The sequence below is a fragment of the Psychroserpens burtonensis DSM 12212 genome (assembly GCF_000425305.1).
Lineage (GTDB): Bacteria > Bacteroidota > Bacteroidia > Flavobacteriales > Flavobacteriaceae > Psychroserpens > Psychroserpens burtonensis.
The window spans coordinates 221,891-236,239 of record NZ_KE384346.1 but is presented as its reverse complement, the minus strand read 5'-3'; the positions used below and the strand labels follow the sequence as shown (position 1 = coordinate 236,239).

The 14,349-nt window shown below is 33.3% G+C and carries 13 protein-coding genes and 1 riboswitch; of the genes, 8 read left to right on the top strand and 5 right to left on the bottom strand.

The features are described 5' to 3' along the window. Positions 1-19: 19 nt before the first annotated feature. Entirely contained in the window at positions 20-535 is a 516-nt protein-coding gene (locus tag H593_RS0116460; protein WP_028873420.1) for a hypothetical protein, read from the bottom strand. After that, positions 522-1,031, bottom strand: a complete 510-nt coding sequence (locus tag H593_RS0116455; RefSeq protein WP_028873419.1) for an RNA polymerase sigma factor — start codon at positions 1,029-1,031, stop codon at positions 522-524. The genes H593_RS0116460 and H593_RS0116455 overlap by 14 nt, the downstream gene beginning before the upstream one ends. Positions 1,032-1,269: 238 nt before the next feature. Here H593_RS0116455 and H593_RS0116450 point away from each other — a divergent pair, with 238 nt between their 5' ends. Then, positions 1,270-2,712 carry a S41 family peptidase gene (locus tag H593_RS0116450; RefSeq protein ID WP_028873418.1) on the top strand — a complete coding sequence of 481 codons (1,443 nt, stop codon included), beginning with the start codon at positions 1,270-1,272 and terminating at the stop codon, positions 2,710-2,712. A 69-nt stretch (positions 2,713-2,781) separates the two neighbouring features. On the opposite strand, the gene H593_RS0116445 is transcribed toward H593_RS0116450, so the two are convergent. The 3 genes from H593_RS0116445 to H593_RS0116435 are packed head-to-tail and all read right to left on the bottom strand — an operon-like array spanning position 2,782 to position 6,627. Further along, positions 2,782-3,348 carry a PAS domain-containing protein gene (locus H593_RS0116445; RefSeq protein ID WP_028873417.1) on the bottom strand — a complete coding sequence of 189 codons (567 nt, stop codon included), beginning with the start codon at positions 3,346-3,348 and terminating at the stop codon, positions 2,782-2,784. A 49-nt stretch (positions 3,349-3,397) separates the two neighbouring features. Further along, complete coding sequence (locus H593_RS0116440) at positions 3,398-4,789, bottom strand: DUF5074 domain-containing protein (RefSeq protein ID WP_084142358.1); 1,392 nt, start codon at positions 4,787-4,789, stop codon at positions 3,398-3,400. Between the two features lie 2 nt (positions 4,790-4,791). Next, positions 4,792-6,627, bottom strand: a complete 1,836-nt coding sequence (locus H593_RS0116435; RefSeq protein ID WP_028873415.1) for a TonB-dependent receptor plug domain-containing protein — start codon at positions 6,625-6,627, stop codon at positions 4,792-4,794. 29 nt (positions 6,628-6,656) lie between these two features. Continuing rightward, a riboswitch (cobalamin riboswitch) is annotated at positions 6,657-6,883 on the bottom strand. Positions 6,884-7,008: 125 nt separating this feature from the next. On the opposite strand from H593_RS0116435, the gene H593_RS0116430 reads away from it, so the two are divergent. The 7 genes from H593_RS0116430 (at position 7,009) to H593_RS0116400 (ending at position 14,306) form a co-directional block, all read left to right on the top strand. Next, positions 7,009-8,148 carry an ABC transporter substrate-binding protein gene (locus H593_RS0116430; RefSeq protein WP_028873414.1) on the top strand — a complete coding sequence of 380 codons (1,140 nt, stop codon included), beginning with the start codon at positions 7,009-7,011 and terminating at the stop codon, positions 8,146-8,148. A gap of 52 nt (positions 8,149-8,200) precedes the next feature. Continuing rightward, on the top strand, positions 8,201-9,223 hold the full coding sequence (locus H593_RS0116425; RefSeq protein ID WP_028873413.1) for a FecCD family ABC transporter permease: 1,023 nt from the start codon (positions 8,201-8,203) through the stop codon (positions 9,221-9,223). Further along, positions 9,224-10,018, top strand: coding sequence for an ABC transporter ATP-binding protein (locus tag H593_RS0116420; RefSeq protein ID WP_028873412.1), 795 nt, complete (start codon positions 9,224-9,226; stop codon positions 10,016-10,018). A 132-nt stretch (positions 10,019-10,150) separates the two neighbouring features. Further along, positions 10,151-10,375, top strand: coding sequence for a hypothetical protein (locus tag H593_RS0116415; RefSeq protein ID WP_028873411.1), 225 nt, complete (start codon positions 10,151-10,153; stop codon positions 10,373-10,375). 17 nt (positions 10,376-10,392) lie between these two features. Beyond that, the gene (locus H593_RS0116410; RefSeq protein ID WP_028873410.1) at positions 10,393-12,123 is read left to right on the top strand and encodes a tetratricopeptide repeat protein; all 1,731 of its coding nucleotides are present in this window, start codon (positions 10,393-10,395) and stop codon (positions 12,121-12,123) included. A 45-nt stretch (positions 12,124-12,168) separates the two neighbouring features. Continuing rightward, positions 12,169-12,828, top strand: a complete 660-nt coding sequence (locus tag H593_RS0116405; protein WP_028873409.1) for an SCO family protein — start codon at positions 12,169-12,171, stop codon at positions 12,826-12,828. 71 nt (positions 12,829-12,899) lie between these two features. After that, positions 12,900-14,306, top strand: a complete 1,407-nt coding sequence (locus H593_RS0116400; RefSeq protein WP_028873408.1) for a DNA recombination protein RmuC — start codon at positions 12,900-12,902, stop codon at positions 14,304-14,306. Positions 14,307-14,349: the final 43 nt, after the last annotated feature.

Sequence of the window (14,349 nt, the reverse complement as noted above, 5' to 3'; positions counted from 1 at the left end):
GTAGTTTTAAATTAAGGCTTTACTTGTTTTGTTTTTTCTTTTTTGATTTAAACATTTTATTTGTTGCTTCTGAAAACTCAGAAACGTGTTCGAATTTACCTACACCTTGCGATAACTTGTTAGACATTAATCCAAAAGCTGCCATGTTACTCTCGCCTTGATCAAATTTTGAACCTACGAGACTAAAAACTTCTACTGCTTGGTCATAATCTTTTTGCTCTTGCATAGTTAATTCACTATATGTCTTTTTATTATCACCAAATTGGGTGGTGAAAATCCCTAACGAGAGTACTAATAACGCTGCGACAGAAATCCATTGATAGATATTACTCTTTTTAGTTTTTAATGGAACGTCCTTTGTATATAAATCCTCTTGTTTTGTTGTGCTAAAGTATTGAAACATTACTCTGTACGACTCTAAATGCGGTACAACGTCATCTTGAGTAAAATAGGCTTTGAGCTTCTGCTCTTCTTTAATGGTGGTCTCACCATTGTCATACTTTTCCAGTAATTTTTCTATACTATTGAATACCATAGCGATGTGTCTTTGTTAATTTTTCTCTAATCGTTTTTCTAGCTCTTGATAAAGCGACTCTAATTGCTGTAGGATTCATATCTACTACTTTTGCAATCTCATCAAAGTCATACTCTTCTATGTCTCTAAGCTGTAATATTATTTTTTGTTGTTCAGGTAATTCTTCAATTATTTTTGACACCCAATCTACACTATCTCTAGCTTCTACTTGTTTTTCTAATGAGGTATTATTCTCTTCGTAATTACTATGAACTATTTTCAAATTCTGTGCCTGTTTGGATTTTAATCTGTCTAAACAAAAATTCTTTGTCATGGTCATCGCAAAAGCTTCAATATTTCTATACTCCTTTATTTTTTGGCTATTATTCCACAATTTCATTAAAATCTCTTGTGTTGCATCTTCCGCTTCTTCACGAGAAACTAGAAGTCTTTTTGCTAAACGATAGACTTTATCCTTAAAAGGCAATACCAATTTTGTAAAATCAGTTTGTGTCATTAGTGGGTTGTTAGTTAAAAAACAAATGATTAATTCTGCTTCTTATTATTACGACGAGCATGTTTCGATTTTGTTACAGGATATTTTTTAATTTACAATAATGTAAGTAAATTTAGAGTTTACTAGATTACAGTATTATTACAAGTTAAAAAGGAAAATTAACCTAAAATTCCAGAATAAAGTAAGATTACGCTATGATCTCTTTTTTCTTCGGAAATTTTAAAACACAAAACTACACATGAAACTATTAAAAATTAGTTTACTACTCATTTTGACCTTGTCATTGACAAGTTGTTTTGATGATAGAGATGATAATGCTATTGCTGCCAGTGAGATTAATGATTTTGTTTGGAAAGGTATGAATGCATGGTATCTTTATAAAGGTGAGATTCCAGATTTGGCAAATGATCGCTTTTCATCTAATGAAGATTATGGTAATTATTTGAATGATTTTTCTGATCCATTAGATTTATTTGAAAGTGTAATTTTTCAAAGAGAAACAGTAGACCGTTTTAGTGTAATAAGAGATGATTATATTGCATTCGAGCAACTTTTAGCAGGAACTTCAAAAAGCAACGGACTAGAATTCAATCTTTATCTTGAGCCTGGAAGCGATACAGAAGTTTTTGGAATTATTAGATTAGTACTCAATAATAGTATCGCTAGCAATTTAGGATTACAGCGTGGTCAAGTTTTTGATGCCGTCAATAGTACGCCATTAAATGTCAACAATTTAAATGAGTTACTAGGTCAAGACTCCTATACTTTAAATTTTGGAACGTATAATGACAACGGTACAGATACCGTAGAAGATGATACCATTACATCAACTACAAATAGTCAAGCGCTTACCAAAGAGACCTATACAGAAAATCCAGTGCATCAAACGACTATCATTGATGTGGACGGAGAAAATGTTGGGTATCTCGTTTATAATGGATTTAATAGAAATTTTGACAATCAACTTAATGAGGCCTTTTCAGAGTTACAGGCCAGTAATGTACAGCATTTAGTATTAGATTTAAGATATAATCCCGGAGGATCGGTACTCACGGCATCCTATTTAGGAAGCATGATTACTGGACAATTTACAGGAGATGTATATTCTAAATTGGTCTATAATAGCGGGTTGCAAGAGCTTAATAGTAATTTTGACTTTGTGAGTAGCTTTAATGGCAACACCATTAATAGTCTTAACCTAAACAAAGTATATGTATTGACGACGAGTCGCTCTGCATCTGCAAGCGAATTAGTTATAAATAGTTTAAGTGCTTACATTGATGTAGTTCAAATTGGAGATTTTACAACAGGTAAAACCCAAGCATCAATTACCATCTATGATTCGCCAGATTTTTCCTCAAGTGAAATAAACCCGAATCATACTTATGCCATGCAACCGTTAGTTGCTAATTCCATAAATGTCAATGATGTAGCAGTTCCAGGAACTGGATTAGCTCCAAACATTACATTAATTGAATCTCCAAGAAACTTTGGAACCTTAGGTGATATTAACGAACCACTTCTAGCTGCAGCAATTGCAGATATTCAAGGTTTAGGACGTTTTAGTCAACAGCGCATAGATTTTAGAGTAATACAAACAGATCTTAACATTAAACCTCTTGAAGAAGGCATGTATATAGATACAGACGATGTGATTCTAAACCGATTAAATTTAAAATAATATTAATTTTAAAATAAAAAAAGCCACTCATTAGAGTGGCTTTTTTATTAAAACTCAAATAAGCTATCACTAACTCACTTGTCGCTCTAGAGCTAAATAATGAGTCGTTTCATCAGTCTTTAAAGGAAAAATCTTAACCTCACATTTGTATGGTGAACCGTCTTTTTTATAATTGGTGATTATTTCTGAGAATGACTTGTCTTCACTAAGCTTCTCTCTTATTCTTTTTTTAGAGGTAAGAGATGTTTCTGCACCTTGCAATATGCGCGGTGTTCTATGTAAGACCTCTTTTTTGAAATAACCTGTCATCTCAGTAAAGCCACCGTTCACCCAAACTATACGCTGTTCGTGATCTGTTAATAGTAATGCTTCAAATTCATTCTGTTTGAAAATAGATTGTATATCGTTATGCCAACGATATTTCTCACCTAAATGAACCACTTTTAATATATCTTGCTCACGCTGGGCGAATTGTAATTGCTTAATGAAATTATTACTGTGAAAATCCCAACTCATCAATGGCATTACATAATTAATTTTACCCTCAACCTGATCTGCAATAGCATTGTAATCATCTTGATTTAATGATGTTAGATATAAATCTAACGCCATCATATTTTTAAGGTTATATTTCATTATATTTTTTTTGATGCTGTTACTTTGTGCGAAATTATTAAAATGATATTTAATTAAAGTAAATTCCGCCAGGAATAATATTTACTGTCGCAGATGCTTCTAATATATTAGAAGACAAATTGTAAGCCGACAATGTTCCGTTACTCGTAAAATCTGCTGCATCAACGCCATATAATACTGAGTTATTAACTGTCATTCCGTAGAAATTCAATCCTGTTAACTCCGCGTTAGGTGGTAAACTAGTTGCGCTACTAGACATTTTAAAAACGCTTCCAGCTATATAGTAATATAAAGTACCATTATCTAGTGCTAAGTGATTTGGGTGTTCCGTTGAAGCAAAATCTATAGAAGTGACACTGTTATCGCTTGTATTAATTTTTGATAATTTTCCAGCAGTTTCGTCTCCCGTAAAAGCAGGTTTTCCGGCTGCTAGTACCCATAAATTTCCTGAGCTATCTAATTGCATAGAATTCGGGACATCTCCAACAAGAATTGTAGCAGTTACATTGTTAGAAGTCGCGTCTACGACAGATACGATATTGTTTTGACTAAATCCACCTTGATGAGCAACGTACAATGTATTTCCGTTGGCTATAATTTCTTCAGGACCTTCTTCAACAGGAATAGTTTGACTGTCTAACGTGTTGTTAGCTAAATTTATTATAGCTAAATAATCATCTGTAGCTACTGATCCATCTCCCCAATTAGTAACATAGCCTTTACCATTTGCGAATGCAATAAATCTAGGATTATTTAATCCGGTATTGATAGTTGCGACAGATTCAAAAGTATAACGATTTACAACTTCAATAGCATTAGAAACATTTAATACGATATATGCTAAATTACCATTAAATCCAATACTCTGAGCAGTATCACCCAAAGGATTAGAATTTACTGCACTGTAAATGTTGTTTTCTACTGTTTGTAAATCATAAGACACAAACGAAACAGACGCATTTCCTTGTCCGAAGTTACCTTCATGGGAGATTAAAATTCCATTTTCAAATGGTGCTGTTTCATTATCTATAATTGAAATAGTTGCAGAATTGGTATTTGAAATTAAATCCAAACTTCCATCAACAGTTTCTATAGTTATAATTATGGTTTCATCAGCCTCAAGTTCAGCATCATCAATAATAGCAATCGGCAAATCAACTGATGATTCACCTGCAAGCATAATTAAAGATCCAGATACGACTCCATAATCTGATCCTACTTCTGCTGTTCCTGAAACAGAGTATGTAATTACTATATCAGAGGTAAAAGTTTGGGTTGATACCATAGTAAAGATTGCATTTGCTGCTGCCTCATCATAATTATCCTGTCCTGCCTGAATACTTACTTCTGAAACAGAAATACTATTATCATCGTCATCGCTACAAGATGTAAATACTAAGCCTAATATAAAGGCTACTAAAATTATTTTGTTAAGTTTCATTTTTAAAATTTAAGTGTTAAATTGGTAGTAAAATTTCTATTTGGCATTGGTCGCAATGCTACGTTTTCGTAATAGGTGTTATATATATTATTTATTCTGAAATTGGCCTCATACTCCAATTTACCCGTGGTATTAAAATTATAGGAGACTCCTAAATTACCAATATCAAAACCCTCTAGGGTATTACCGATAATTTCGACTTCTCCGTTATATAGGTGCTGATAAAAAGCAGTAAAAGCTTTGTAATTGTAAGCTAAAGACACATTTGCTTTATGCAGTGGCACATAAAACAAACGTTGCTTTTTTTCTACATCTTCAGTCTCTGTGTAGGAGTAGGCACTTGAAAAATTTAATGTATGTTTATTGAAGGTTTTTATGACGCCAATTTCGGCTTCTAGTCCGTAATGTTTTGCATTGGCAACGTTTACTGGATTCCAGTAACCCGATGTGCTATTTGGTCGCCATTGGATTAAATCTGATGTTTTTATATAGTAGGTATTGAGTTTTAAGGTAACCTCTTTATGAGCAAACTCATGACCTACATCTACTTGATATGATTCTTCTGGATTTAAATCCAAATTGCCACCAGGATTCCAATACAAGTCATTAAATGTTGGAATTCTAAAGTTTCTAGAGGCATTAAATTTAAGAGCGTACCATTTTAAAAACTGGTAACTCGCATCACCAGAAAATACTAAAGGACTTTCAAAATCTGAAATCACATCCTGACGCACATTCAAATTGTATTGTAGCTTTTTTGTTGGTCTATGATTCAAAATTGCAGTTGCAGAAAAGGTATTTCGATTTGGGTTTGCAAAACTATTTCCATTTGCTGTGATATGGCTAGCATCTGAAATAACACTTAGCACTAAACGTTTAGAAAACTCGTGTTTATAGTGGTATTTTACTAAAAACGTATTCACTTTACCTTCAGAAAAATTAGTATCTAAACTCTTATTCTCAAAATATTTGAACTGCTCCAGTAAATGAACTGCTTTGAATATGGACGTGTACTTATTTCCAATACGCGTCCAATCTAGCATACTGCGAAACTCTTGAGTTTCGTATTTACTATTGGAAGGCGCTAATAAGGTTGCTGAAAACTCACGATCACTTCTGAAATTTTGATGGTATAATTTAAGGACGTCTTTATCAGATATAATATATCCCAGATTAAGATTCAAATCTAAATTATCAAATGCACCATTTTCGTTTCTGCGATCGGTCCCTAAAAAGGGGTAATCATTTTCAGAACTGACATAAGCTGCACCAATAGTTGCTGACCACTTCCCATTTCCGAAGGATCCATTATAATTAATATTTTGTGTATCAAAACTCCCAAAAGCAACTTGTACATGGTTGTCAAAATGAGTTTTGAAATCTAAATCATTAGATAAGTGAACCGTACCACCAATTGCTCCACTGCCATATTGCACACTTCCGCCTCCACTTCTAATACTTATATTATCGTAATTAGCAGAAGATATCGTATTGAAATCAACTTGACCATTGAGCTGAGAGTTGATGTTAATTCCATTCCAAATCACAGCAGTTTGTGATGCGTTAGTTCCTCTAAAAGAAGCCGAAGACACCATCCCATAGCCATTTTCTTTAAAGTAAATATTAGAGTTAAATCTGAGTACATCTGTAAGTGAGGTTCTGTTTTTTCTCAAAATAGAATCGCCCAATACAGTCAACTTGTAGCCTTTAGCATATTGTTTTAACTTGACATCACTCAACACCACGGCATCCAACTTTTGAATGGAATCCAAAGTTGATTGTGACCAAGACAAACTGCAAAAAAGCAGTAAAAAATAAAATAGAATTATGTGTTTCATACCTCAAAGACTTTTCTCCCGAAAGTCATTTTTGATTAAGAAATCTGGCAGGTCTCCTGACTTTTTTTTTATTGCTTCACCTTCCCAGTATAAACCAGTGGTATTGAAGAAAACAATAACTCTTTTATGAGACACCCAGTCAATCTGGGCATAAAACTTACAGTTGCGGGAACAGTTCTGGACTTGAAAATTATTTTCTCACCAGATTCCCTTTTAATTGACAACGTCCTTTTAGACTTGTTTTGTGACCTATAAAAGTTCTTAAAACAAAATTCTTGCGACTAAGTCAAACCAAAATTCAAAGCAAAAGTAAACATTTTGTTTAATGATTGACTCATAACTTTAAATAATATTACTTTTGAAATATTAAAACTTTAGAAATTGAGATATACGTTCATTTTTATTGCCATCCTCCTATTTTCTTGCAAAGAAAACAAGAGAATTAATTTAGATTTATCTGAATTCGACATCCCGGACTTGAACCGTTATGCCGACGGATTTTCAATTGAAAAAAAATCAAATTATGAGTTACTGTTTATAAAAAACCCTTGGCCTAAGAGTGAAAAAGAATTTAAGTATGTATTAATTTCTGCCGAAGAAGCTGCTAAAACATCCTTCTTGAAAGATGAGTATGATGGCATCATCATTACACCTATTCAAAAAATAGTTACAACATCTACAACTCATATTGCTGCATTAGAGCTTTTAGGTGTTGAGCAAACCTTAGTTGGGTTTCCTGGCACCGATTATGTGTCTTCAAAAAAAACAAGACTGCGAATAGACAATGGTGACGTTAGAGAATTAGGGAAAAACGAAGGTATTAATACTGAAGTTTTATTAGAATTACGTCCAGACCTTGTCGTCGCTTTTGGAGTTGATGGTACAAATAAAAGTATGGAGACTATTCAAAAAGCTAGAATACCTGTAATTTATAATGGTGATTGGGTTGAAAAATCACCTTTAGCCAAAGCAGAATGGATCAAGTTCTTTGGAGTACTGTATAACAAAGAAAAAGAAGCTGATTCTATTTTTAATCATATAGAAAGTGATTATCTAGAAGCTAAAAAAATTGCCTTAAATGCAGCCTCAAGACCAACAGTATTATGCGGAGCTATGTATAAAGATGTTTGGTATTTACCTAATGGAACAAGTGCAGAAGCTCAATTTTTAAATGATGCAAATGCCAATTATTTATGGAGCGAGACTAAAGAAACAGGCAGTATTGCCTTAAGTTTTGAAGCTGTTTTTGACAAAGCTCAAAGGACCGATTTATGGTTGAGTCCATCCTATTATCCTAGCTACGAGGCTTTAGAGAAATCTAATGTTCATTATACCCAGTTTAGTGCATTTCAAGATAAAAAGATTTTTACATTTGCTAACACTACTGGTGAAACTGGAGGTGTTACCTATTATGAATTGGGAATGGCAAGACCAGATTTAGTACTTAAGGATATGATAAAAATTTGTCATCCAGAATTGTTGCAAGATTACGAAACGACGTTTTTTAAGCCTTTGAATTAATTATTAGACTAGACCTCACAGCTTTTTGAAACCTGTGAGGTCTTTATAAAACATGACAACAAAACATACTTATTCATTTATCCTTTTGGCACTGCTATTAATGTTATGCTTTGTTGTGAATATTAGTTTAGGTTCTGTGAGTATTCCATTTACAGAGGTATTCTATAGTGTTCTTGGACATTCAGAGAATGAATCTTGGCAATATATTATTCAGGATTATAGAGTGCCTAAAGCATTTACAGCCATTTTGGTTGGTTCTGGTTTAGGGATTTCAGGATTATTGATGCAAACCTTATTTCGCAACCCGTTAGCTGGACCTTTCGTTTTAGGGATTAGCTCTGGAGCCAGTTTAGGCGTAGCCTTAGTTATTTTAGGTTCTGGATTATTTGGAGGTGTTTTTGCGAGTATATTGATATCAAAATGGAGTATTGTTATTGCAGCGAGTTTAGGAAGTTTTCTTGTTTTGTTGGCTGTGTTGCTTGTATCTTCTAAAGTAAGAGATACGATGGCTATTTTAATTATTGGATTAATGTTTGGTAGCATTACAGCGGCAATAGTAAGTGTTCTCGCCTACTTTAGTTCTGCAGAACAATTACAACAATATATATTTTGGGGCTTTGGAAGTTTGGGCAACCTCTCTTGGAATGAACTATTTATTTTCTTTTTGATTTATCTCCTTGGCCTCCTATTAGCTCTTTTTTCTATAAAAGCATTAAACACATTTTTACTTGGAGAAAACTATGCTAAAAGTTTAGGGTTAAACGTTAAAAAAAGCAGGTTCATTATCATCATCGCTACAAGTTTATTAGCGGGAACCATTACTGCTTTTGCAGGACCAATTGCTTTTATTGGATTAGCAATTCCGCATATGACCAGACAAATTTTTAATACGTCCAATCATAAAATATTATTACCGGCAGTATTTTTATTTGGTGCCATCGCAATGCTAATTTGTGATAGTATTGCACAGTTACCATCAAGTGATTATACATTACCAATTAATGCAATTACATCCTTAATTGGCGCTCCTGTAGTAGTTTGGTTATTGGTAAGACAACGTAAAATGGTGTTTTAAATGACAGAAAGCAACACACATAACATCCTAAAAACTAAGAACCTTTCTATTGGTTACCAAACCAAAAAAGCAGCAACTGTTATCACAGACAACATCAACCTTGAATTGAAAAAAGGAGAACTCATTGGTCTTGTTGGAGCAAATGGCATTGGAAAATCTACACTATTAAGAACCTTGAGTACGATTCAAAAGCCTCTAGAAGGTCTCATAGCAATAAACAATATTCCTCTTGAAAATTATACTGCTTTAGAATTAGCTAAAACAATGAGTTTGGTATTGACAGAGCAACTCATGTCTAAAAATCTTTCAGTTGAAGAACTCGTTGCTTTGGGTCGTCAGCCTTATACCAATTGGGTTGGCAATTTATCTGAGGTAGATATTTCCGCAGTGCATAAAGCCATAGACCAAACTAATCTTTCAGACTTAAAGCACCGCAAATGTTTTGAATTAAGTGATGGACAGCTTCAAAAAGCAATGATTGCAAGGGCTTTAGCTCAAGATACAGATTTGATTATTCTAGATGAACCAACAACACATCTGGATATGTATCATAAAGCCTATATTTTAAAATTATTACAGCGATTAGCAAAAGACACGAATAAAACGATTCTATTTTCATCGCATGAGATCGATTTAGCTATTCAATTATGTGACACCATCATTGTCATGACTAATGACAAAGTTGTGTCAGATTCACCATGTCATTTGATAGAACAAGGTATTTTTGAAACCTTATTCCCTAACGATTTGATTGGTTTTGATCAAAAGACGGGAAGCTTTAGAGTTAAAAAATGACAATTAACGTTCTTAATCTTACTATTTTAGACTACATTTAAAATATTAAAAATCAGATTTTAAAAAAATTTCAATCCCCACTTTTTTATAAACCGTTTTTAATCTTAACGAATTCTTCAAAATCATTAAGAGATGAAATTACTTAAAGTGACATGTATAGTCTTAGTCTTATTTGTTTTTTCATGTAAAGACAATACTCCGCAACCAAACCCAGCATTTGCATCACTCGATTTAAAAAGAGGAGAGATTTTACTTTGTGGTACTCCTCAATTTGGACATGTCAGTTTTGCCATAGATTGTAATAGTAATCGTAGAGAATTAGTGGAAGCAAAAACATATATAAAACGAGCTATATAATATTTAAACAATAGATTATGAAATCAAGAGCAAACATTATTTTATCAGGTATTATAGTAGCAGTGCTGGTTTATTTTACATTTCATAAACCTTTTAAAGAAACACCACCGCCAGCGCCTAGACTAGCAATGAATTTTATAAAATGTACATCTGCAAAATTTTTATTAGAAGATGTTGATACTACAAAACAGATTTCGCCACTTTTTGACAATCTTGGAAATCTTCATTTTTCAATTAGCACTAAAAACCAAAGAGCTCAAGCTTTTTTTGATCAAGGCTTAAAATTATCATACGCCTTTAACCATGCTGAAGCGCATCGTTCGTTTATGGAGGCGTCGCGATTAGATCCCAGTGCAGCAATGACCTATTGGGGACAAGCCTTTACTCTAGGACCAAATATAAACGACCCACTTCCCCTTGAAGAACGCAAAATTAAAATTAATGAGGCACTAGCTAAAGCACTACAATTGTCATCAAAATCAAGTTTGAAAGAACAAGCACTCATAGCTGCGTTATCTGCTAGATATAGTGAAGATTTAACAGCAGATATTGCCGAATTGAATATGAACTATATGCATGCCATGGCTAAAACCATAGAGAAATTCCCAGATGATGCTAATGTTCAAATTTTGTATGCTGCATCCGTTATGAATACTGTTCCTTGGAATTATTGGGATAGTGACGGAAATCCGTCACCAAACATTAAAGAAGCAAAAGCTGCTCTTGAGAAAGCCATGTTGCTTGAACCAGAAAATCCTGGTGGACATCACTATTATATTCACATGGTAGAACTTCCTTATCCAGACATAGGCGTTGAAAGTGCTGACAAATTAGCTTCTCTAATGCCTGGAGCTGGACATATTGTACACATGCCATCTCACATATATATTAGAGTTGGACGATATAAAGATGCCGTTATTACGAACCAGAAAGCAATTTTAGCTGACGAGGATTACATCTCTCAATGTTTTGCTCAAGGACTCTATCCGCTTGGTTACTACCCACATAACATTCACTTTTTATGGTCCTCAGCGAGCTTATTAGGCGCTAGTGACATTGCGATTGATGCTGCAAAAAAAACAGCAGAAAAAGTACCAGTTGGCGAATTTTTAGAAATGACCTTTTTACAAGATTTTGCATCTACACCAATGTTAGCATATACTAGATTTGGTAAATGGAATGAAATTTTAACCATTCCAGCTCCTAATTCAAAAATTAAGCATCTCAATCTTATGCGCCATTATGCAAGGGGAATTGCTTTTATAAGAAAAGGTAATATCAACGAAGCTCAAGAAGAATTAGATGCTATAGAGATTCTTAAAAATGATCCAGAATTAGAAACCTTAATAGCTACGGCAAATAATGATTCAATTCATGCAGCTAATATAGCCTTTGAAGTCGTTTCTGGAGAATTAGAAGCTTTGAAAGGAAATTTACCAAAAGCCATAGAACATCTCGAGAAAGCAGTAGTCTTTGAAGATGGATTAACGTACACAGAACCTGCTGCATGGCATATTCCTACTAGACAAAACCTAGGATCTATATTATTAGATACTGAGAATTACGAAGCTGCCGAAAAAATTTACCGAGAAGACTTAGATATACTTAGACAAAATGGATGGTCTCTAATGGGGTTATATAAGAGTCTTTTGGCTCAAGGAAAAAACGAAGAAGCAATTATTATTAAAAGAGAGTTTGATAACGCTTGGCAAGATGCAGATATAGATATAGACGATTCCGTACTTTAAAAACTATGGTAATCCGTTTTTTATAAACTCTTATAATTTAATTATATGTCCCTATTAAAAGATAATAGATTTACAGCTATACTCATCATAACCTTGCTGTTATTGGTGTTTTACTTTTCTTATTCGTATCTATTTCCAACTAATACATTACCAATTTACAATCCTTCAAATTTTAATCCAGAATTGGTAGACAAACACCTTCAAAACAAAACCCAAAATCATAGGGTTTCAGATTTTGAACTCATCAATCAAAACGGACAAGTCATCACTCAAGACAATTACAAGGATAAAATTTATGTTACAGATTTCTTTTTCACACGTTGTGGGAGTATTTGTCCTATAATGACGGATAATATGACGAAAATTCAAGAGGAATTTATAGACAACGATGATATCATGTTTCTATCCTTGTCTGTTACTCCTAAAATAGATAGTGTTTCGGTACTTAAGGAATATGCAACAAACAAAGGTGTTATTGATTCGAAATGGAATATCACTACAGGTGACAAAAAACATATTTATGAATTAGCCCGTCAAAGTTATTTTGCAGTTGTTGAGCAAGGTGACGGTGGCCTACAAGATTTTATTCACACGCCTAATTTTATATTGATAGATAAAGAGAAACAGATTCGTGGTATTTATGATGGTACAAAAGATCAAGACATCAAGCGTTTAATTAGTGAGATTTATGTTTTAGAAAATTAGACATATCTTTTTATTACAATCCTAAATCTTTCGACAAATCATTTATCTTTGAAAAAATTTCTATTCTCTCTATGAACGACAGCCTTATTCTCATTTTAGCGATACTTGTTTCCACAGCGATTGGTGCCTATTTAGGTATGCTTTTTATTAAACTGAAAAGTAAAAGTGAACAGAGTACTTTAGAAGAACGCAACTCTAATTTGGCTCAACAATTACAAGAGTTGAAAACTTTTCATCAAACTGAAAATGAAAAACAAGATTCTTACTTCAATACCAAGTTGGGAGAACTTTCTGAAACTATTTCAAAAACAGAACACGAACGCGAGGAGATTAGAAAAGAAAAAGACCGTTTAAATAAAGATCTAGCAAGACGTAATGCTGAATATGAAAACCTTCAAGAACACAACTTAAAACGTGATGAGGAAATTGAAATCCGTCAAGAACAATTAAGAAAAGATTTTGAGATTTTAGCTACTAAAATTTTAGATGAAAAGTCTGAAAAATTCACCCTTCAGAATAAAGAAAACATAAAAAATATATTGAATCCTTTACAGGAAAAAATTCAAATTTTCGAGAAAAAAGTAGATGATACCCAGAAGGAAAGTATTAGCATGCACTCTGCTTTAAAAGAACAGTTGCTAGGCTTAAAAGACCTCAACCAACAAATGACAAAAGAAGCTACTAATTTAACTAGAGCTTTAAAAGGGGACAGTAAAATGCAAGGTAATTGGGGAGAGCTAGTACTGGAACGTGTCCTTGAAAAATCTGGATTAGAAAAAGATAGAGAATATTTTGTGCAACAAAACTTCACCAGAGAAGACGGCACAAGAGTGTTACCAGATATTGTTTTGCACTTACCAGACAACAAAAAAATGATTATTGACAGTAAAGTATCTCTAACCGATTACGAACGCTATGTTAATGCAGAAGATGATGAACGAGAGGTTTTCCTAAAAGCACACATCAATTCTATTAGAAGGCACGTAGACCAACTGTCCGAAAAAAAATACGAAGACTTATACGATATAGAGAGTCCAGATTTTGTATTACTTTTTATCCCAATAGAACCTGCTTTTGCAGTCGCTATTAATGCAGATAACTCGATATATAATAAAGCATTTGAGAAAAATATTGTCATCGTTACACCATCTACCCTTCTAGCAACTTTAAGAACCGTTGATAGCATGTGGAATAATGAAAAGCAACAACAAAATGCGATAGAAATTGCCAGACAAGCTGGAGCATTGTATGATAAATTTGAAGGTTTAGTTAAAGATTTAACAGGTGTTGGAAAAAAGATTGATGATGCTAAAAAAGATTATTCTTCTGCGATGAATAAATTAGTTGAAGGAAAAGGAAACCTTATAACGAGTGTTGAAAAAATTAAAAAATTAGGAGCTAAAGCCAAAAAATCATTACCAGAAGCTATCATAAAAAGAGCCAATAATGATGATGATGATGATGACGACATAGAATAATATCTAAATCTCAAAAAAGAGCTCTCCGAAAAAAACGAAACAT

Bases quoted from the DNA above. Each gene is read 5' to 3' on its own strand.
- H593_RS0116455 (WP_028873419.1), bottom strand. From the start codon at position 1,031: ATGACACAAACTGATTTTACAAAATTGGTATTGCCTTTTAAGGATAAA.
- H593_RS0116410 (WP_028873410.1), top strand. From the start codon at position 10,393: ATGAAATCAAGAGCAAACATTATTTTATCAGGTATTATAGTAGCAGTG.
- H593_RS0116435 (WP_028873415.1), bottom strand. From the start codon at position 6,627: ATGAAACACATAATTCTATTTTATTTTTTACTGCTTTTTTGCAGTTTG.
- H593_RS0116425 (WP_028873413.1), top strand. From the start codon at position 8,201: ATGACAACAAAACATACTTATTCATTTATCCTTTTGGCACTGCTATTA.
- H593_RS0116440 (WP_084142358.1), bottom strand. From the start codon at position 4,789: ATGAAACTTAACAAAATAATTTTAGTAGCCTTTATATTAGGCTTAGTA.
- H593_RS0116420 (WP_028873412.1), top strand. From the start codon at position 9,224: ATGACAGAAAGCAACACACATAACATCCTAAAAACTAAGAACCTTTCT.
- H593_RS0116450 (WP_028873418.1), top strand. From the start codon at position 1,270: ATGAAACTATTAAAAATTAGTTTACTACTCATTTTGACCTTGTCATTG.
- H593_RS0116400 (WP_028873408.1), top strand. From the start codon at position 12,900: ATGAACGACAGCCTTATTCTCATTTTAGCGATACTTGTTTCCACAGCG.
- H593_RS0116460 (WP_028873420.1), bottom strand. From the start codon at position 535: ATGGTATTCAATAGTATAGAAAAATTACTGGAAAAGTATGACAATGGT.
- H593_RS0116445 (WP_028873417.1), bottom strand. From the start codon at position 3,348: ATGAAATATAACCTTAAAAATATGATGGCGTTAGATTTATATCTAACA.
- H593_RS0116405 (WP_028873409.1), top strand. From the start codon at position 12,169: ATGTCCCTATTAAAAGATAATAGATTTACAGCTATACTCATCATAACC.
- H593_RS0116415 (WP_028873411.1), top strand. From the start codon at position 10,151: ATGAAATTACTTAAAGTGACATGTATAGTCTTAGTCTTATTTGTTTTT.